Source organism: Psychrobacillus sp. NPDC096389 (assembly GCF_044762855.1).
Lineage (GTDB): Bacteria > Bacillota > Bacilli > Bacillales_A > Planococcaceae > Psychrobacillus.
In genome coordinates this window covers 1,175,031-1,195,724 of record NZ_JBIWFB010000001.1, presented here as the reverse complement: position 1 = coordinate 1,195,724, position 20,694 = coordinate 1,175,031, and the positions used below count along the sequence as shown (strand labels likewise).

21 protein-coding genes are annotated in these 20,694 nt (G+C 38.1%); all 21 read right to left on the bottom strand.

Annotated elements, in window-relative coordinates; genetic code table 11:
- Positions 1-70: 70 nt before the first annotated feature.
- Positions 71-340, bottom strand: coding sequence for a 30S ribosomal protein S15 (rpsO, locus tag ACIQ38_RS05655; RefSeq protein ID WP_053589935.1), 270 nt, complete (start codon positions 338-340; stop codon positions 71-73).
- A gap of 133 nt (positions 341-473) precedes the next feature.
- On the bottom strand, positions 474-1,421 hold the full coding sequence (ribF, locus tag ACIQ38_RS05650; protein WP_402819190.1) for a riboflavin biosynthesis protein RibF: 948 nt from the start codon (positions 1,419-1,421) through the stop codon (positions 474-476).
- Between the two features lie 14 nt (positions 1,422-1,435).
- Positions 1,436-2,344 (bottom strand): tRNA pseudouridine(55) synthase TruB, encoded by a 909-nt coding sequence (truB, locus tag ACIQ38_RS05645; RefSeq protein ID WP_402819187.1) that lies wholly within the window; start codon positions 2,342-2,344, stop codon positions 1,436-1,438.
- A 72-nt stretch (positions 2,345-2,416) separates the two neighbouring features.
- On the bottom strand, positions 2,417-2,761 hold the full coding sequence (gene rbfA / locus ACIQ38_RS05640) for a 30S ribosome-binding factor RbfA (RefSeq protein ID WP_402819184.1): 345 nt from the start codon (positions 2,759-2,761) through the stop codon (positions 2,417-2,419).
- A 22-nt stretch (positions 2,762-2,783) separates the two neighbouring features.
- A complete protein-coding gene (locus ACIQ38_RS05635) occupies positions 2,784-3,062 on the bottom strand; it encodes a DUF503 domain-containing protein (protein ID WP_402819181.1) in 279 nt (92 codons plus the stop codon).
- Entirely contained in the window at positions 3,059-5,302 is a 2,244-nt protein-coding gene (gene infB / locus ACIQ38_RS05630) for a translation initiation factor IF-2 (RefSeq protein WP_402819178.1), read from the bottom strand. Before infB ends, ACIQ38_RS05635 begins: the two co-directional genes overlap by 4 nt.
- Positions 5,303-5,306: 4 nt before the next feature.
- Positions 5,307-5,627, bottom strand: coding sequence for a YlxQ family RNA-binding protein (locus ACIQ38_RS05625; RefSeq protein WP_402819176.1), 321 nt, complete (start codon positions 5,625-5,627; stop codon positions 5,307-5,309).
- Positions 5,624-5,902, bottom strand: coding sequence for an RNase P modulator RnpM (gene rnpM, locus ACIQ38_RS05620; RefSeq protein WP_093263079.1), 279 nt, complete (start codon positions 5,900-5,902; stop codon positions 5,624-5,626). Before rnpM ends, ACIQ38_RS05625 begins: the two co-directional genes overlap by 4 nt.
- Before the next feature lie 25 nt (positions 5,903-5,927).
- Positions 5,928-7,058 (bottom strand): transcription termination factor NusA, encoded by a 1,131-nt coding sequence (gene nusA, locus ACIQ38_RS05615; RefSeq protein ID WP_402819172.1) that lies wholly within the window; start codon positions 7,056-7,058, stop codon positions 5,928-5,930.
- A 22-nt stretch (positions 7,059-7,080) separates the two neighbouring features.
- Positions 7,081-7,560, bottom strand: a complete 480-nt coding sequence (rimP, locus tag ACIQ38_RS05610) for a ribosome maturation factor RimP (protein WP_402819169.1) — start codon at positions 7,558-7,560, stop codon at positions 7,081-7,083.
- 134 nt (positions 7,561-7,694) lie between these two features.
- Complete coding sequence (locus tag ACIQ38_RS05605; protein WP_402819634.1) at positions 7,695-12,017, bottom strand: PolC-type DNA polymerase III; 4,323 nt, start codon at positions 12,015-12,017, stop codon at positions 7,695-7,697.
- 71 nt (positions 12,018-12,088) lie between these two features.
- Complete coding sequence (rseP, locus tag ACIQ38_RS05600) at positions 12,089-13,348, bottom strand: RIP metalloprotease RseP (protein WP_402819166.1); 1,260 nt, start codon at positions 13,346-13,348, stop codon at positions 12,089-12,091.
- Positions 13,349-13,385: 37 nt separating this feature from the next.
- A complete protein-coding gene (gene dxr / locus ACIQ38_RS05595) occupies positions 13,386-14,534 on the bottom strand; it encodes a 1-deoxy-D-xylulose-5-phosphate reductoisomerase (protein WP_402819163.1) in 1,149 nt (382 codons plus the stop codon).
- A gap of 14 nt (positions 14,535-14,548) precedes the next feature.
- Positions 14,549-15,340, bottom strand: a complete 792-nt coding sequence (locus ACIQ38_RS05590; protein ID WP_402819160.1) for a phosphatidate cytidylyltransferase — start codon at positions 15,338-15,340, stop codon at positions 14,549-14,551.
- Positions 15,337-16,131 carry an undecaprenyl pyrophosphate synthase gene (locus ACIQ38_RS05585; protein WP_402819157.1) on the bottom strand — a complete coding sequence of 265 codons (795 nt, stop codon included), beginning with the start codon at positions 16,129-16,131 and terminating at the stop codon, positions 15,337-15,339. The genes ACIQ38_RS05590 and ACIQ38_RS05585 overlap by 4 nt, the downstream gene beginning before the upstream one ends.
- A 143-nt stretch (positions 16,132-16,274) precedes the next feature.
- Positions 16,275-16,832, bottom strand: a complete 558-nt coding sequence (gene frr, locus ACIQ38_RS05580; protein ID WP_402819154.1) for a ribosome recycling factor — start codon at positions 16,830-16,832, stop codon at positions 16,275-16,277.
- On the bottom strand, positions 16,832-17,557 hold the full coding sequence (gene pyrH, locus ACIQ38_RS05575; protein ID WP_402819149.1) for a UMP kinase: 726 nt from the start codon (positions 17,555-17,557) through the stop codon (positions 16,832-16,834). Before pyrH ends, frr begins: the two co-directional genes overlap by 1 nt.
- Before the next feature lie 104 nt (positions 17,558-17,661).
- The gene (tsf, locus tag ACIQ38_RS05570; protein WP_402819141.1) at positions 17,662-18,546 is read right to left on the bottom strand and encodes a translation elongation factor Ts; all 885 of its coding nucleotides are present in this window, start codon (positions 18,544-18,546) and stop codon (positions 17,662-17,664) included.
- A gap of 90 nt (positions 18,547-18,636) precedes the next feature.
- On the bottom strand, positions 18,637-19,359 hold the full coding sequence (gene rpsB / locus ACIQ38_RS05565) for a 30S ribosomal protein S2 (RefSeq protein ID WP_093263113.1): 723 nt from the start codon (positions 19,357-19,359) through the stop codon (positions 18,637-18,639).
- Positions 19,360-19,512: 153 nt separating this feature from the next.
- Positions 19,513-19,998 (bottom strand): DUF6115 domain-containing protein, encoded by a 486-nt coding sequence (locus tag ACIQ38_RS05560; protein WP_402819138.1) that lies wholly within the window; start codon positions 19,996-19,998, stop codon positions 19,513-19,515.
- Between the two features lie 9 nt (positions 19,999-20,007).
- Entirely contained in the window at positions 20,008-20,310 is a 303-nt protein-coding gene (locus tag ACIQ38_RS05555) for an RNA polymerase subunit sigma (RefSeq protein ID WP_402819135.1), read from the bottom strand.
- Positions 20,311-20,694: the final 384 nt, after the last annotated feature.

Sequence of the window (20,694 nt, the reverse complement as noted above, 5' to 3'; positions counted from 1 at the left end):
AACCAAAACTATGCGAAGTATTTTATGCAAAAGAAAAAGCGGGATAAATCCCGCTTTCTTAGGTGGTATCTTATCGACGTAAACCAAGTTTAGCGATTAGCTCACGGTAACGTTGTACTTCGTTTTCACGTAAGTATTTTAACAAGTTACGGCGACGTCCAACCATTTTGAATAGACCACGACGTGAGTGATGATCTTTCTTGTGTGTACGTAAATGTTCGTTTAAAGAATTAATTTCTTCAGTAAGGATTGCGATTTGAATATCTGCAGATCCAGTATCGCTTTCGTGTGTTCTGAACTCAGCGATTAGTTCATTTTTACGTTCTTGTGTAATTGCCATGTTTGTTTCCTCCTAAAATTCATAGTATCCCCTGCTCCTGAGCAATCGTTGGAGAATCGAAAAAGCCAAGGAAAGGTTAAGTACAATTTTGTACTGTTACAGAATAACATATTATTTTATACGAAGCAACCAATTATGATTGTCTGAAATAATCGATTGCTACTAATTTATCTTTTGTGATTTGTGCTTTTAATGCTTCTATTCCATCGAACTTTTGCTCAGACCTAATTCGCATATACCAGTGTACAATCACTTCTTCTCCGTAAATAGATTGATCAAAATCAATAATATGTACTTCAATCGAAAGCCTTTTTTCATCTGGATTATTAAAGGTCGGTTTAAACCCTACATTACAAACTCCATCATACCATTTCTCTTGGACGCGAATTTTCACAGCATACACGCCGGTTGCAGGAGTGAATTGACCTTCCGCTGGTTGGATGTTGGCAGTTGGGAAGTCGATTGTTCTGCCTCGTTTGTCCCCGTGAACAACGACTCCCGATAACATAAACGGTCGCCCTAGTAAATCTTTTACTTTTTCCATATTACCAGATTTTAGTTCTTCTCTTATTCTAGTAGAACTAATTTTCTCCCCGGATAGCTCTTGCTTTCCTACAACAGAAACGGTATATTTGCCTTCTGAAAGCTGTTCCATGTCTTCCATCGTCCCTTTCCCAAATGCCCCAAATGTAAAATCAAAGCCTGCGGTAACATGTTTCACATTTGCTTGTTTAATAAACGATTCGATAAACTCAGCAGGAGTCAACTTGGCAAAGTCAGATGTAAAACGCACAACAAAAACAGCATCCACTTGTAGTTCGCTCAATATTTCTATTTTTTGTTCCAGAGGCGTTATATAAAAAATTTGTTCTTTCCGACCACCAAGGACTAATGATGGATGAGGATCAAAAGTCATTACAGCCGTTTTAATATTTCGCTCTTTTCCTTTATTTAAAGCTTCTTGGATAACCGCTTGATGACCAGCATGTACCCCATCAAAGAAGCCAAGAGCTAAAGCATAAGATTCATTTGTTTCATTTTTAAATAAATGGTTTGGGTAAGATACGTGATATACTTCCATATTAATCTCCTTTTTTAAGCTGAAAACATTTTTTCTGGTTTCATCATACCATCTTTTGTTGGATGTTTAATATAAATAGCAATAGGATTAGCATTTAATGTGTATATAATCTTATCATTCACTTCTAATAATGGATGACATTCTACTACTTGACCATTTGTTATACTCTTTTTTGTTTCATCTGTTATTTCGATCGATGGCCAAGAGCTGAGCGCATCTTTCAATGGTAAAATGACCTTATTTAACTGCATATTTTCAACCGCTTGTTGCACTTCGTAAAGTGTTAAGCATTGTGCTTTTGTAAAGTTTCCTGAAGTTGTTCGTACTAATGAAGACATATGCGCAGGGTATCCAAGTAACTCTCCAATTTGAACTGCGAGTGTTCGAATATATGTCCCTTTGCTGCAGGCTATTTCGATCGTGAATTGTACGTTTTCACCAGAGAAATCTTCTTGTGCATCTAATAGACTCAGTTTATAAATCGTTACTTGTCTACTTGGACGTTCTACTTCTTTTCCTTCTCTTGCGTATTCATACAGTTTTTTTCCGTTTACTTTTACCGCAGAAAACATTGGTGGAGTTTGTGTTATTTCACCAGTTAATTGTTGAAGTACTTCTAGAATTTGTGTCCGCGAAAAAGATTTCGCTGTGTTGTCTTGTTCTACTACTTCTCCATCTGCATCTTCTGTTGAAGTAGATGCGCCTATCGAAACGGTTGCAATATACGTTTTACCTTCGTTCATAATGTATTCGGATACTTTTGTTGCCTGTCCTAAACAAATAGGTAGAACACCTTCTACACTTGGATCTAATGTGCCTGTATGACCAATTCGTTTCATTTTCAATATTTTGCGTAGTTTAAATACGCAATCATGGGATGTCATTCCTTTTTCTTTCCATAGCGGAAGTATACCTTCGTACATGTAGTTCACCTCTAAATTCATGATAAAACAAAGAAGTCTGCTTGTATTGTTCAGCAGACTTCTTTGTTTGTTTTACTCTTCAGATGACTTGTTAATCTGTCTTAGTAAATCATCTATTCGATTACCGTAAGCTGCAGACTCATCAAATTGAAATAATAATTCAGGCGTTATACGTAATCTAATACGTTGTCCGATTTCCGAACGGATAAATCCTTTCGCTTTTTCTAAAGCTTTTAACGTATCTTCTTTATTTCCATCAAGGACAGTTATATAAATCGTCGCTTGTTGTAAGTCACCTGTTACCGCAACATCTGTTACTGTAACAAAACCGATACGAGGATCTTTTAATTTTCGGCCAATAATCTCGCCTAATTCTTTTTTCATTTGTTCCGCAACTCGGTTAGCGCGCATCGACATGATGGCTACACCTCATTTTCTATCATAAATGTTCTTTTCTAATTTCAATGCATTCCCATTCCGGATACGATTCTAAGTAACGAATAGCGTGGGTAAGCTCACGTTCTGCTGCATCCTTTTGTGAAGCAACGGAAACGATACCGATCGTCGTCCGTTGCCAAACATCTTGATGAGCCAGTTCCGAAATAGAAACATTGAATTTTTGTTTCGTACGAGTGAGCATTCGTTGAAGAACAGCTCGTTTTTCTTTGAGTGAATGTGCAGTAGGAATGAGGAAATCACACTCTGCATATACGATCATTTTCGTTTAATCTCTTCCATGATGAATGCTTCGATAATGTCGCCTTCTTTTATATCATTGAAGTTTTTAATCGTAACACCACATTCATATCCTTTTGCTACTTCTTTTGCATCATCTTTGAAACGTTTTAATGTATCTAATTCGCCTTCGAAAATAACGATGGAATCACGGATAATACGAACACCACTATCTCTCGTGATTTTACCTTCGATTACATATGAACCTGCAATCGTTCCAACTTTAGAAACTTTAAATGTTTCACGAACTTCTGCTTGACCAATAATTTTCTCTTGGAATTCAGGATCAAGTAATCCTTTCATCGCTGATTCAATTTCTTCGATTACTTTATAAATAACGCGGTGTAAACGGATATCTACACCTTCTTCATCTGCTGCACGTTTTGCATTAGTGTCAGGGCGAACGTTAAATCCGATGACGATTGCATTAGAAGCAGCTGCAAGTGTAATATCAGATTCAGTAATTGCTCCAGCACCCGTATGGATGATTCGAACATTTACGCCTTCCACTTCGATTTTCATAAGCGATGCTGCCATTGCTTCAACCGTACCTTGTACATCTGCTTTAACGATTAAGTTAAGTTCTTTCATTTCTCCTTGCTTCATTTGATCAAATAAATTGTCTAATGTCACACGAGCCTTTTCAGAACGTTGGTTAACTTGCGCGTGAGAAGCACGTGTTTCTCCAACTTGACGAGCTGTTTTTTCATCTTCAAACACGACAAAACGATCGCCCGCTTGAGGTACTTCGTTTAATCCAGTAATTTCTACTGGTGTCGATGGACCTGCCGATTTTACACGACGTCCTAAATCATTGACCATTGCACGTACACGTCCATATGCATGACCTACAACGATAGGATCTCCAACATTAAGTGTCCCGTCTTGTACTAAAAGTGTCGCAACTGAACCTCTACCTTTATCCAGTTGAGCTTCAATTACTGAACCTATTGCAAGACGTTTTGGATTAGCAGTTAGTTCTCCGACTTCTGATACTAATAATACCATTTCCAACAGACTGTCGATTCCTTCACCTTTTAGTGCTGAAATTGGTACGAAAATTGTTTCTCCGCCCCATGCTTCTGGAACTAAACCATGCTCTGTTAGTTCTTGCATAACACGGTCTGGGTTTGCAGCTGGTTTATCCATTTTGTTTACTGCAACGATAATCGGTACTTCAGCAGCTTTCGCATGGTTAATCGCCTCAACTGTTTGTGGCATTACACCATCATCAGCAGCGACTACAAGGATAGTGATATCCGTTATTTTCGCTCCGCGTGCACGCATTGTTGTAAACGCAGCATGTCCTGGTGTATCTAGGAATGTAATCTTTTTGCCGTTTTCTACTACTTGATAAGCACCAATATGTTGCGTAATCCCACCAGCTTCACCAGCCGTAACTTTCGTATGACGGATGGAGTCTAGTAAAGTAGTTTTTCCGTGGTCAACATGTCCCATTATTGTAACAACTGGTGGACGTTCTGTTAAGTTAGCTGAGTCTTCTTCCGTAGATTCGAAATGTACTTCTAAATCAGTAATGTCGATTCTAATTTCTTCTTCTACTTCTACCCCGTAGTCTGCACAAATTAACTCGATTGCATCCTTATCCAGTTCTTGGTTGATCGTTGCCATTACACCTAGTAAAAACAATTTTTTAATAATTTCTGCTGGTTCACGACCAAGTTTTTTTGCTAACTCCATTACTGTTAATGACTCAGTAAATGTAATTTTTTCAGGAAGTTCTCTTTCTTTTCTCGGTACTGGTGGTTGAACAGGAGTTGTTGGACCTTTTCTTCTTTTTTGGAATTTTTGTCCTGGTCTGTTTTGCCCACCTGGTCTATTTTGGCCGCCTGGGCGGTTATTTCCGCCTGGGCGATTATTGTTATTAAAAGGCTTTTTATCTTTTGATTGATGATTTGATCCTTGACTAGCATTTCCTTGAGCCGGTTTTGCCGCTCCTTGGTTTGTCGGTCTTGATTGGTTTTGATTTGCTGGTTTTGATTGTGACTGACCAGCAGGTTTTGCTTGTGATTGGTTTTGAGCTGGTTTGCTAGGTTTAGCAGAAGGCTTTTTATAAACACTATCCAATTTTTGAACAGCGTCTCCTTCCAACATCGCCATATGATTCTTCACTTGAATATTAAGCTTTCCTAGTTGCTCAATAACTTCTTTACTCGATTTATCTATTTGTTTCGCATATTCATGAACTCTGATTTTTGTCATTAGCTCACCCCCGGTTGTATTCGTTGAGAAGGCCGGACAGTTTTTTAGCGAAACCGTCATCCATAATGGCTATTGCCACCCTGGCCTCTTTTCCCGTCGCATGTCCGAGATCGTGCCGGTCTCCAAAGACATGCAGCTCAACGTTAAAAGATGCACATTTATCATTCATTTTTTTTGCTGTATTGTCAGAAGCATCGGATGCTAAAATGACAAGTTTTGCTTTTTTGCTTCTTATTTCTTTAACGACTAATTCTTCACCAGAAATCGTTTTTCTTGCACGTGTTGCTAGTCCAAGCAGTTGGGTAATTTGCTGTTCAATCGTCATTTTAGTTTTTCTCTTTCGATGATAACGATCAATTCATCATATATTTCATTTGGAATTGAAGCTTCTAAATGATTGGCTAACGAATTTTTCTTTTTCGCTTGGTTCACCGCTTCGATCGTTTTAGATACGTATGCGCCACGACCTGATTTTTTTCCAGTTAAATCGACCGTAACTTCGCCTTCTTTTGAACGAACGATGCGAATCATTTCCTTTTTCGGGAACATTTCACCAGTAGCAACACATTTACGTAATGGAATTTTCTTTTGAATCGCCATACAAGCTCACCATCCTTGCTTATTCTTACTCTTCGTCTTTATAAAAATCGAAATCATCCATCTCATCATCAAAGCTCTCTAAAATAACTTCTGGAGAGTTTTCATTCGGATAAATCCCTAATTCTCTTGCATCTGTTTCGCTTTTAATATCAATTTTCCATCCAGTTAACTTCGCAGCAAGTCTAGCATTTTGACCTCTTTTACCAATTGCTAGGGAAAGTTGGTAATCTGGAACTACTACGGTAGTAGATTTCTCTTCTTCGTTCACTTGTACATCCAATACTTTGGAAGGACTAAGTGCATTTGCAACGAACACGACTGGATCTTCCGACCATTCTACGATGTCGATTTTTTCTCCGCTTAACTCGTTAACAATTGTTTGTACACGTGCTCCTTTTGCTCCAACACAAGAACCTACTGGATCGATTTCTTCGTTATGTGCATAAACAGATATTTTCGAACGATCACCAGCTTCGCGTGCAATCGATTTTATCTCGACAATTCCTTCGAAGATTTCTGGAACTTCCATTTCAAACAGACGGCGAAGGAAGCCAGGGTGTGTTCTAGAAACAAACACTTGTGGTCCTCTAGACGTGCGTTCCACTTTCGTAATATACACTTTAATACGGTCATGTGGACGATACGTTTCTGTTTGGATTTGTTCATTTGCAGGAAGTACGGCTTCTACTTTTCCTAACCCAACGTAAATATTACGGGCATCTAAACGCTCCACGATTCCATTGACAATATCGTCTTCACGATCTACATACTCTTCGTAGATAAGTCCACGCTCTGCTTCTCTTACGCGTTGTGTCACGACTTGTTTCGCAGTTTGTGCAGCAATACGACCGAAATTTCGTGGAGTTACTTCTTCCTCCACCACATCTCCCACCGCATAATGTGGATTAATCGTTCTTGCATCCTCTAATGAAATCTGTAGACGATCGTCTGTGACTTCTTCCACTACATCTTTACGAGAATAAACAAGCATAGTTCCAACTGCTAGATTAATGTCCACTCGCACATTTTGCGCTTGGTTAAAATTTCGTTTATAAGCAGTTACTAATGCCGCTTCGATTGCTTCGATTAATATATCTCTTGAAATTCCTTTTTGTTTTTCGAGCGCAGTTAGCGCATCCAATAAATCACTACTCATAGCCATCACTCCTCAATATACATTATGCAGAGAAATCGATTGCTAAACGAGCAAGCGCAATTTTCTCTTTATCAATTTGAATTTTAACTCTTCTTGTTTTCACGCGAACTTCTATTAAAGCGCCTTCTTCAACTGAAAAGGAAAGTAATGTCCCTTCAAATTCTTTAGCACCATTTATCGGTTCATACGTTTTAATGAAAACATATTTTCCAACAGCTGCGACTAAGTCCGCATCTTTTTTAAGCGGTCGCTCTGCTCCTGGTGATGAAACTTCTAAAAAATAGTTTTCCTTGATCGGATCGACAACGTCTAATTTTTCACTTAGTTTTTCACTAACTTGAGCACATTGTTCAATATCTATACCACCAGCTGGTGTATCAATATAGATACGTAAAAACCAATCGCGCCCTTCTTTTACATATTCAATGTCAATTAGCTCTAAGTTCAACTCTTGCAAAATAGGCGTTACAAGGTTTTCAATTTCGCTTGTAATATTACTCATATAAGCCTCCTACACAACAATGATTTTCTATATAACAACAGAAAAGAGCGGGAAATCCCACTCTTTCGTCACAGAACTATGAAACATTGGTAGTTTTATATTACCATACTTATAGCCTTCATGCAAATTGCATGCTAGAACAGTGAAAGTTGATTGGCTTCTGGAAGGCCTTCTAAACAACCCATAGCATCCATATATTCGATAATCGTTTTCGACACGCGACCTCTTTGTTGTAGATCCTCTTTCGATAAAAACTCTCCATCTAATCGTGCTTTTGTAATTTGAATGGCAACGTTTGTTCCAAGGCCAGGAATTGCATTAAAAGGCGGAATAAGTGTGTTTCCTTCGATTGTAAACTCTGTTGCTTTTGATTTGTACAAATCCACTTTTTGCATCTTAATCCCGCGCTCGGACATTTCCAGTGCTATTTCAAGGACTGTCAACAAACTTTTTTCTTTCGGTGCAGCGTCCAATCCTTTTGCGTTGATCTCATCTAATTTTGCTCTCATTGTATGCGATCCATTGACCATCGATATTAAATCGAAATCGGATGCTCGCACCGTAAAGTATGCTGCATAATATAGTATTGGGAAATGCACTTTAAAATATGCAATACGAACAGCCATTAAAACATAAGCAGCGGCATGGGCTTTCGGGAACATATACTTAATCTTTTTACAAGACTCTATATACCAATTCGCTACGCCCTTTGCTTTCATTTCAGATTCAAACTCTGGTGTTAACCCTTTCCCTTTTCGAACGGATTCCATTATTTTAAATGCTAATGAAGGATCTAACCCTTGATAGATCAAGTAAACCATAATGTCATCTCGACAACCGATTACATCGGATAACTGACATGTACCATCTTGGATAAGCTCTTGTGCATTGCCTAGCCATACGTCGGTTCCATGAGAAAGACCCGATATTTGTACAAGCTCGGAAAATGTGGACGGCTTCGTTTCTTCTAACATTTGACGAACAAAGCGAGTTCCGAATTCCGGTATACCAAGTGTACCTGTTTTACAATCTATTTGTTCTTCCGTCACACCTAATGATTCGGTACCGCTAAATATTTTCATTACTTCGGGATCATCCGTAGGTATCGTTTTCGGATCAATTCCCGATAAGTCTTGGAGCATCCGAATAACCGTCGGATCATCGTGTCCGAGAATATCGAGCTTCAATAAATTATCATGGATAGAATGGAAGTCAAAGTGTGTCGTTTTCCATTCTGAATCTTGCGCATCTGCTGGGAATTGAATTGGTGAAAAATCAAAAATATCCATATAATCTGGAACTACAATTATTCCCCCAGGGTGCTGACCAGTCGTCCGTTTAACCCCTGTACAACCTTGCACTAACCGGTCAATTTCTGCGCCTCGCATCGTTAAATTATTATCATTCATATACCCGCGTACATATCCATAAGCTGTTTTTTCAGCAACTGTTCCAATCGTACCTGCCCGGAATACATAGTCTTCTCCAAAAAGCTCTTTTGTGTAGTTATGCGCTACAGGTTGATACTCCCCACTAAAGTTTAAGTCGATATCCGGTACTTTATCTCCTTTAAATCCTAGGAAAGTTTCGAACGGGATATCTTGTCCGTCTTTTACATAAGGTGTATCGCATTTTACGCAAGACTTATTTGGCAAGTCAAATCCTGAACCAACTGAACCATCTTGGAAAAACTCCGAATGTTGACAGTTTGGACAAACATAATGAGGCGGCAAGGGATTTACTTCCGTAATTTCAGTCAGTGTAGCAACTAATGAAGAACCAACCGATCCACGCGAACCAACTAAGTAGCCATCATCGAGCGATTTTTTCACCAGTTTATGTGAAATTAAATAAATAACCGCAAATCCATGCCCAATAATAGAAGTTAACTCTTTTTCTATTCGAGCCTCCACTATTTCAGGCAGTTCTTCCCCATATATTTCTTTTGCCTTCGAGTAAGTTAATGATCTAACCTCATCATCTGCACCTTCAATTTTCGGAGTATATAAGTCATCTTTAATCGGTTTAATCTCTTCAATCGAATCTGCAATTTTATTTGGGTTTGTAATGACGATTTCTTTCGCCAATTCTTCCCCTAAGAATGAAAATGCATCCAGCATCTCATTCGTTGTACGGAAATGCACTTTTGGTAATTGATGACGATTGAGTGGATTTGCCCCACCTTGCGAGTTCACTAATATCTTTCGGAAAATCGCATCATTTTCATGCAAGTAATGGACATTTCCTGTTGCTACTACTGGGAGATTTAGTTTTTTACCTAGCTTGATCATTTTGCGAATGATATCTTCTAAATTCCATTCATCTCGCACTAATTCAAGCTCAAGTAAATGGCTATACACTTCTTTTGGATGTATTTCTAAATAGTCATAGAACTTCGCAATTTCTTCCACTTGTTCAAGTGGTTTTTGCATAAGACCCTCAAAAACTTCCCCTTTATCACAACCTGAACCAATGATTAAGCCTGCTCGATGTTTTTGCAAGACGGAGCGCTTAATCCGAGGCACCCGATAAAAAGTTGTCGTATGCGAAAGAGACACTAATTTAAATAAGTTTTTTAGCCCTTCGTCATTGACTGCTAAAATTGTACAATGAGATGGTCTTGCTCGTTTATACGAATCCCCTTGGCCGATGTGTTTATTGAAATCATCATGGTATGCAATATCTTTTTCTTCTGCTTCCTTCAATAAATGAAGAAGTAAATAACCGGTTGCTTCACAGTCAAATATTGCTCGGTGGGCTTGTGTTAGTTCAATATTAAACTTCTTCGCTAGCGACCCTAGTCGATGCGTTTTAAGCTCTGGATGTAAAAATCGAGCAAGTTCCAGTGTATCAATGACAGGATGTGTAAAGTGATCAATACCGCATCTGCGGTACCCTTCATATAAAAAGCCCATATCAAAGGATGCATTATGCGCAACAATGATTCCATCGCCGATGAATTCATAAAAGTCTTGAATGACATCTTCAATTTCTGGTGCATTTTGAACCATTTCATCCGTAATACCAGTTAACTCAATTGTAGTTGCTGATAAAGCATGATGTGGGTTGGCAAATCGTTCAAACTTATCAATGATATTGCCGTTTTTCATTTTGACTGCAGCAAGCTCGATTATTTTATCGTAAGTTGCAGATAAACCAGTCGTCTCTACGTCAAAAACGATATAAGTAGCATCTTCCAGTAGCGTATGTTGTTCGTCATAAGCAATGGGAACACCATCATGCACTAGGTTCGCCTCTAGCCCATATAAAATTTTAATGCCATTCTTTTTACCAGCTGCATAGGCTTCTGGAAACGATTGTACATTTGCATGATCGGTAATAGCGATTGCTTTATGTCCCCACTTGGCTGCTTGGGATACAACAGAAGAAACGGAGGATACTGCATCCATTTGACTCATTGGCGAGTGCATATGTAGTTCTACTCGCTTTTCTTTTGCTGTATCGAGACGAATGACAGGGTTAATCTCCGACATATCTTGCGCCATAATGATAAGATCTCGTACGAACGTATCATTTTGTACAGAGCCTCTTACTTTTATCCACATTCCTTTTTGAAGACGTGCCATCATTTGCGCATCTTCTTTATCACGGGAGAACATTTTAACAAGAATCGAATCTGTATAGTCCGTTACTTTTGCTGTTAGAAGCGAGCGTCCACTTCGCAGTTCTTTTACTTCAACATCAAATACAAACCCTTCGATTGTGACTCTTCTTTCCTCGTCTTGAATCGTTCGAATTTCTAAGATAGGTTCTTCTTTCTTCAGTGGTATACCGAGTTGGAAAGGTCCATCTGCCACATCGTCCCCAGTGTCTTTACGGTTTTGTTCTCTATTCTGTAAGTCTAATAAAGCCTTATGTCCAAGTGCTTCTTCTTCTATTCTTCGCTGTTCTAAAAAAGCGATTTGCGCTTCTGCCATTGCTTCGGTGTTTTCCACTAATCGAAAATCGATCGCTACTTTTGGAAAACCAAAACTTTCAAACACGTTCGATATTAATTCGATATATTTCTTTTTAAAAGTGAGAAGCTCTAACTCGTTCGTACATGTTAGTTGAATCATTTGTCCATTCCACTCTGGCTGTTGCTTTTGCAAACAATCTTTTAGTGGCGGAGACATATCGCTTATTTCTTTTAGAACAGTTGTCCAATATTGTTTAACTAACTCATCTGATACACTCACATTTTCACATGAAATCGTTAATGAAACATTTGCGATCCCTGCAAACTTTTCTTGTAGTCGAGTATGTAAAATAGTATATACATCAATGGGCAAAATAGCCGATAATTGGATTTGAAATTGCCACTGTCTTATTTTTTTATGAACTGTAAATCTTGTAATGGATGCATGTTCGAAATACCTGACGAAAGAATCTTCCGTTAACTCGAGTTGTTGCAACAATAAGTGCATTCTCATTTTACCGTCTTGCATAATAGCGATTCCTCCTTAACCTTAACTGCAAAAAGAAAGGAAAGTTCATTGATGCGAACTTTCCCTTCTTCTAGTTTTCCTTAGAAGAAAAACCTTTGTATATCATTCCAAGTGACGACGACCATTAATACCATGAGAAGCATGATTCCAACAAAGTGAACCATTCCTTCTTTTTGTTTATCTACTGGTTTTCCTCGAATTGCTTCGAATAGGAAAAATAATAAACGCCCTCCATCTAATGCAGGAAGTGGCAACAAGTTCATAATTCCTAAGTTTATACTTAACAATGCTGCCCAATACATTAGATTAAACACGCCGTGTTGAGCAACTTCTTCAGTCGCTTTATAAATTCCAACTGGACCCGATAAATCATCAATAGTGAAGTTACCTGAAATTAAAGTGCCTAATAAAATAAATATTCGTTTCGTTGTTTCATATGTTTGCTCTGCACCATATGGTATAGCTTTCAATGGATTTTTTTCAAACGGGCTACTATACTGAACACCAATTTGTCCTACTTTTTCATCGCCTACCACAACTTCATTCGGCGTTATGGCTAAATCCATTGTTTGGCCATTTCGATCAATGGTGAATTGCATTTTTTCATTTGGATTTACTTTTACTTCTTCCGAAAATTCATCCCAAGTGGAGATTGGAGTACCATTTATGGCCGTTACTAAATCTCCATCTTTCATCCCGCCTTGTGCTGCCGGGCTATCACCAACTACTGTTGTAATGACAGGTTCATATGTTGGAACACCTTGCAGTAAACCAAGCATTAAAAAGATGAAAAACGCTAATATGAAGTTAAAAAGTGGACCTGCAAAAATAGCCATTGATCGTTGTCCAACTGTTTTCGATCCAAATTGACGATCATATGGTGCGATGAACGTCTCATTGCCATTCTCAATGATTTTAGCATTTCTAGCTACTTTGTATCTAACTAATCGTTCTTCCTCATCATAACCTTCAATGAACATTTCCTTCATTAAATCTGACTTCTCTACTTCTAAAAAAAGCATATCCGGAAATTGCTTATTTTGGTTGAGAACTATTTGATCGATTTCATTGGCATCATTTACTCGAATTCCTAATCTATACCCTGGTTGTAGTTCGACAGAGTCCAAATCTTCCCCTGCCATGCGCACATACCCACCTATCGGTAATAGTCGAAGTGTATAAAGCGTTTCGCCTTTTGTCATCGCAAAAATTTTTGGACCCATTCCAATCGCAAACTCGCGCACCATAATTCCTGCTTTTTTCGCAAAAATAAAATGCCCTAGTTCATGGAAAAATACGATACTTCCAAAAATTATTATAAACGCAATGGCTGTCTCCATTATATCCCACCCTTATCGTGTTCCAGCTTGTCTTGCATTATTCTATCATGTTTTGTACAGTTTTTCTTGTTTCAGTGTCTACATGTAAAATTGTTTCTAAATCAGGACTAGAAATGTTCACATGTGCATCCATTGCTCGCTCGATTAGCTCATCAATTGTTAAAAAGCCAATTTTCTCTTGTAAAAACAATGCCACCGCTGCTTCATTTGCTGCATTTAGAACAGTCGTCATTGTACCACCTGCTCGTCCTGCGTCAATTGCTAGCTTCAACGCATAATAACGCTGATAATCCATCTCTTCAAAATGCAATTTCCCTATATCCGCTAGACTTAATCGTTTCGCATGAGGACGCAGAAGTCTATTTGGATAGGACAAGGCATATTGAATCGGAACTCTCATATCTGGAGTTCCTAGTTGAGCAATAACACTTGTATCTTCAAATTCTACCATGGAGTGAATAATACTTTCTCTATGTAACAACACTTCAATATCATCGTATGATATGTCAAAAAGGACATGTGCTTCAATTACTTCTAATCCTTTATTCATCATCGTTGCCGAATCTATCGTAATTTTAGAGCCCATGGACCAGTTAGGATGATTTAAAGCGTCTTTTACAGTTACATTTTTCAGTTCTTCTCTCGTACGATCTCTAAAACTCCCACCAGATGCCGTAATGATTAACTTGGCAATCTCTGATCTTTTTTCCCCATTCATCGCCTGAAAAAGAGCAGAATGTTCACTATCTACAGGTAGAATTGGTACATTGTATTCTTTTGCTGCTTGCATGACTAGATGTCCCGCAGTCACTAGTGTTTCTTTGTTCGCAATAGCTATTGTAATCCCTTTTTTGATGGCCTCAAGCGTCGGATTTAAACCAACACTTCCAAGGACAGCATTGACCAGAACATCCGCATTTGTATGAGCAGCAACTTGTACCAATCCTGCGTCTCCATATACGAATTCTACATGCGGAAATTCTTCTTGTAATTGACGCGCATCTGCTTCATTTAAAACAGAAACTAATGAAACCGGAAACTCTCGCAAAATATTTCTGGTTTGTTCTATGTTTTTGCCTACTGAAAAAGCAACTAATTGAAAATGTTCGGGATGCTCTCTCATAATATCTATCGTTTGAATTCCGATAGAACCGGTAGCCCCTAATAAACTTATTCTTTTCTGCATAAAATTATGTCTCCTTAGATGAAATGTAAAAAGTGAAGTAATGGCAAGACGAAAAGAAGGCTGTCAAAGCGATCTAATATTCCACCATGACCAGGTAAAATTTTACCAGAATCTTTTACATTATAATGCCTTTTAATCGCAGACTCTACTAAATCACCTAATTGGCCAAAAATAGAGGCAGCAATCGTAATCCCAATTAAAATAAGGTAGGAATTCGTAAGCGGGCTTATAAAGTGCATAATAAATGCTGCGATCAATGCCCATACAATACCGCCAATAAACCCTTCTACCGTTTTATTCGGCGAGATCTCTGGCCATAATTTACGCTTCCCTATTTTTCGACCTGTAAAATAAGCACCAGAATCGGTTGTCCAAACAACAACAAGGGCAAAGATTAAATAGCCTAATCCTGCGTCCCTTGTTTCGATAAAATAGTGAAATCCAATCCCTACGTATAAAGTACCTAACAACATAAATGCTGCATCATCAAATGTAAATCGATTTTTCACCAGTACTGTATAAATTAACAGCAGAAAAACAACGACAAAAACCCATTCGATTTTGGAATGACCTGTTATATCAAACACCGTCTCCGCAATCGATGAGGGCAATAAAAGCACAAATAACAGGAGCAAAGAAATAGCCCCTGCAAATGAAAATATCGGTAAGTCTTTCATTCGCAATAATTCATATACGCCTATTGCAGCCATAATATATATAAGTGCAGTAAAAATGGATCCACCTAACCAAACAATAGGAAGAAAAAGTGCTGCCGCAATAACACCCGTAATGATACGTACTTTCAATTCCCTTCTCCCTCCTTCAATCCACCATATCTCCTGTTTCGTTTTTGATAATTTTCAATCGCATCCATTAAACACGCTTCATCAAAATCCGGCCATAAAGTGTCTGTAAACCAAAACTCTGTATAAGCAAGCTGCCAAAGCATAAAATTACTTAATCGCACTTCTCCGCTTGTACGAATAAGTAAATCTGGATCACTTAAATGTTTTGTCATTAAATGATTGCTTAATAATTGTTCTGATATCTCTTCTACTGCTACATGTCCCGCTTGTACATTACGAGCAATTTGGCTGACTGCTTGAACTATTTCATCTCTACTCCCATAATTCAAAGCAAAGTTTAAAATTAGCCCGTCATTCATCGCAGTTTTATCCATTGCTTTTTGGATAGCTCTTTTCGTATGCTCCGGCAATGATTCCATATTCCCCATCATTTGTACTTGTACATTTTGCTCAATAAGCTCAGGTAAATACGTACCTAAAAATTCCTCTGGCAAGCGCATTAAAAATTCTACTTCCATTTTAGGCCTTTTCCAATTTTCTGTAGAAAATGCGTATAAAGTTAACACTTTTATACCCACTTCATTCGCAAACCTAGTTATTTTCTTTACAGTCTTCATGCCTTCGTGATGACCAGCTATGCGGGGTAGTGCTCGCTTATTCGCCCATCTGCCGTTTCCGTCCATGATAATCGCTATATGGCTCGGCAATTGTTCTTGTTGGGCATCTTCTTTCCGTTTCTTTAAAGGAATACTTATCGTTTTATCATTTTTACGGATAAGTTTATTTAACATACAAAAACCCCCACCTTACTAACTAGGAACATATATGACCTATCATATCAAATATATCGCAATATAAAAAGGCGTCCCACTAAAAGGACGCCTTTTGCAAACAAAAAGTTCAAATAATTATTTGGATGCACTACTGAGTGAGGTTATACTTCTAGAATTTCTTTTTCTTTATCTTTCGTAACAGAATCAATCTTTTCAATATTTGCATCTGTTAATTTTTGAATTTCTTCTGTGTAGTTTCTTAAATCATCTTCTGTAATGTCTCCAGCTTTTTCTAGCTTTTTAAGATCATCATTTCCATCACGACGAACATTACGAATATTAACTTTTGCTTCTTCTGCTTCTTTTTTCACTTGTTTCACTAGTTCTTTACGACGTTCTTCCGTCAGGGCAGGAATTGCTAGACGAATTACTGTTCCATCATTAGTAGGTGTAATACCAATATCCGACTTTAAAATTGCTTTTTCAATTTCCCCAAGAACTGATTTGTCATAAGGTTGAATCGTGATTAATCGGGCCTCTGGAGTCGAAATACCTGCCATTTGATTAATTGGTGTTGGAGCACCATAATAATCAATCGAAATTTTGTCTAGCAAAGATGCATTTGCACGACCAGCACGGATCGATGCAAGTTCTCTTGTGTACACTTGAATCGTTTTTGCCATTTTATCTTTCGTTTGCTCAATTACTTGTTTCGGCATTATGAATTCCTCCTAACGACTGTACCAATCGTTTCCCCAAGTACAGCCTTTTTAATATTTCCACTTTCCATAACTGAGAATACAATAAGTGCAATATCATTGTCCATACATAAAGTTGACGCTGTAGAATCCATTACTTGCAAACCTTGTTGGATTACTTCAATAAATGATAACTCGTCGTATTTAATAGCTGTAGTATCCGTCTTAGGATCGGCAGAATATACACCGTCTACATTATTTTTAGCCATTAATATAACATCTGCCTCAATTTCTGCTGCTCGAAGTGCGGCAGTTGTATCAGTAGAGAAGTATGGATTTCCTGTTCCCGCAGCAAATATCACTACTCGCTTTTTTTCTAAATGACGAATTGCTCTTCTTCGTATGTATGGCTCTGCGACTTGACGCATTTCGATGGAAGTTTGAACACGAGTCTCAATCCCGCATTTTTCAAGTGAATCTTGTAGCGCAAGTGAATTCATAACCGTAGCAAGCATACCCATATAATCTGCAGTTGCACGATCCATACCCATTTCGCTTCCTACTTTACCTCGCCAAATGTTACCTCCGCCTACTACAACGGCAACTTCGACGCCTAATTCAACTACTTCTTTAACTTGCTCTGCTACAGACTTGATAATTGCAGGTGATAGTCCGAAACCTTGCTCTCCAGCTAATGCTTCGCCACTTAATTTTAAAACGATTCTTTTGTATTGTGGTGTGCTCATAGGTATCCTCCATCTCTTTTCTTGAAAAATAGGGAACACTAATTGCGTGTTCCCTAGAGTTTTTGTCTATTTAGTGAAAATACTGTTGCATTTTCACATTAAAATTAGTTACCTTTAACTTGGTTCATTACTTCTTCTGCGAAGTTATCTTCACGTTTTTCGATACCTTCACCAACAGCATAGCGTGTGAATGAAACTAGTTTACCACCAGTTGATTCAACGAATACGCCTACTTTTTGGTCTGGGTTTTTAACGAAAGATTGGTCTAATAAACAAACTTCTTCGAAATATTTACCAAGGCGACCTTCTACCATTTTCGCAACGATATTTTCAGGTTTACCTTCGTTTAATGCTTGTTCTGTTAATACTTTACGCTCACGCTCTACTTCTTCAGCAGATACTGCGTCACGAGAGATGTGTGCAGGGTTAAGTGCTGCAACGTGCATTGCAACATCTTTAGCTGCTTGCTCGTCAGTTGAACCTTCAAGAACAGTTAGAACACCAATGCGTCCACCCATGTGTAGGTAAGGACCGAATGCATCTGCATCTGTTTTAGTTTCAATTACAAAACGACGAAGTGTAATTTTTTCTCCGATTTTTGCAACTGCGTTAGAAATAGCGTCTTCTACTGTTACACCATCTTCTAATGTAGAAGCTAAAGCTTCTTCTACTGAAGCTGGTTCAGTTGCTAATAAATGAGAAGCAACTTGTTGAACTAATTGTTGGAAAGCTTCGTTTTTTGCAACGAAATCTGTTTCTGCATTCATTTCTAAAAGTACAGCTTTGTTTCCTTCAATTTGGATAAAAGTAGTACCTTCAGCAGCGATACGGTCTGCTTTTTTAGCTGCAGAAGAAAGACCTTTTTCACGTAAAAAGTCGATTGCTGCCTCTAAATTACCGTCTGTTTGTACTAAAGCTTTCTTACAATCCATCATACCTGCGCCAGTTTTTTCACGCAATTCTTTTACCATTTGTGCTGTAACTGCCATTTTATATTCCTCCTAGTACGAATAATTTCATCTTCTCAAAAAAAGGTGATAAGTGGTTTGGCCGCTTATCACCTGTTCATTACATGTGTCTTACTCAGCAGCAACTTCAGCTGGAGTTACTTCTTCGTCTTCACCTTGTCTTGCTTCAAGCAATGCATCCGCCATTTTAGCTGTTAATAATTTAACTGCACGAATTGCGTCGTCATTTGCAGGAATTACATAGTCGATTTCATCTGGATCACAGTTTGTATCAACGATTCCTACTAATGGAATGTTCAATTTACGTGCTTCCGCAACAGCGATACGCTCTTTGCGTGGGTCAACAACGAACATTACATCTGGAATAGCTTTCATATCACGGATACCGCCTAAGAATTTCACAAGACGTTCGTGTTCTTTTTTAAGTTGAACTACTTCTTTTTTAGGTAGTACATCAAATGTACCATCCTCTTCCATTTTTTCAATCGCTTTTAGACGAGCTACACGTTTTTGAATAGTACCGAAGTTTGTTAAAGTACCACCTAACCAACGTTGGTTGATGTAGTAGTTACCTGAACGTTCAGCTTCTTCTTTAATAGCTTCTTGCGCTTGTTTTTTCGTTCCAACGAATAGAACTTTCCCACCGTCTTGACCAACTTGACGCATGAAATCATAAGCTTCTTCTAATTTTTTCACCGTTTTTTGAAGATCGATGATGTAGATACCGTTACGCTCAACAAAAATGTATTTTTTCATTTTTGGGTTCCAACGGCGAGTTTGGTGTCCGAAATGTACACCAGCTTCAAGTAATTGTTTCATTGAGATTACTGACATGATTATTCCTCCTGGTTTGGTTTAGTCTTCCGCAGTCATCATTTTTCTTTAGCCACTCTTTTAGTAAAAGAGCACCTGCTAAATCCATCCGAACTGCGTGTGTATTCATACCGTATTGTAATATACCATACATTTTTCATACTTTCAACTATTTTAATGTTTAAACTTTAAGAAAAGCTCTACTTCTGTTTTGCCTATTTGTAGCATCTTCGCAATTTCATCGATACTTTTACCTTCGTTATCATAGAAAAAAACTTTTTCTTTTATCGTAACAGGTTCTTTTTTTTCTGTTATCGTTGCTGTTTTACTATAACTATTGGCTACACGATGTTTGGAGACAAATGTTTTGGGAAGTTCGAAAGGAACTGGCGCTACTTTTTCATCCTTTTCTATTTCCTTTACAAACTCTGTCGTTGCCGCTACAACATGATTGGTGTTATTTAGCTCTTGTAAAAGTCTATCATTTTCATCTTTTATTTCGGCTATATATGCACTGAAAGAGTCTTCCATTTCGGCTAAGATTTGCGATTGTTTATGTTCCATATTGTTAAATTTAGCAAGTTTTGCATGTAGTAAAGCAATGAAGTAAAAACTGATTATTTGAAGTAAAAATAGTATGACTAGAATGATAGACGTCATAACCTGCTCCTATCCACTAAAATCCACAAAGTTCCCTTTAAAAGGATGTTTTGCCTTATTCATTTCTTGTTCTTGTTGTTGTCGTTTTTTTTGTTCGTGTTCTGCTTGTTCTCTTTCTTTGTTGTCGAGATTCGCTTCCGTTGTATGGTTCGATTCTAAGACAGTTTCTCTATTTTTTTCTAGTTGTCTCTCAGAAGCTGCTTGTGCATTTGCTTGGTTTACCGAACTCTGCTGTTGCAGTTGCTCTTGGACTTTACCAGCGTCAAATGTTTTCGGAATAGCAATTTGAAGTTCCACACCTTTTAAACTCATCGCGAATCGCTCCTTTAACAAAGTAAAATAAAATACTAATTGGTTTAAGCCGCAAATTTAATAACCATTTAAAAAGTAACTTATAACATTGCATTTTAGGGAAAATACGTCTTAAAGCCCTATTAGGTGGCCGCTAAGATTTTCGCTGCAATCGTACGCTTTCCGCCGGGTAAGCGATGAGCCATCCCCGCCGCTTAGGCGTACGCCTGAGATGTCTCATTTTGCTCACTTATCCGGCTGGAGTCGACGCTTGCAGCGAAAATCAATGGAAATCACTTGCTTATTCAATATTTGCTTGCAAATAACAAAGCTTCCTACATTTTATGGGTCTATTTCATCCAGTAAATGTCTTAGAGCAACCAACTATCATTGAAAGCAACCAAT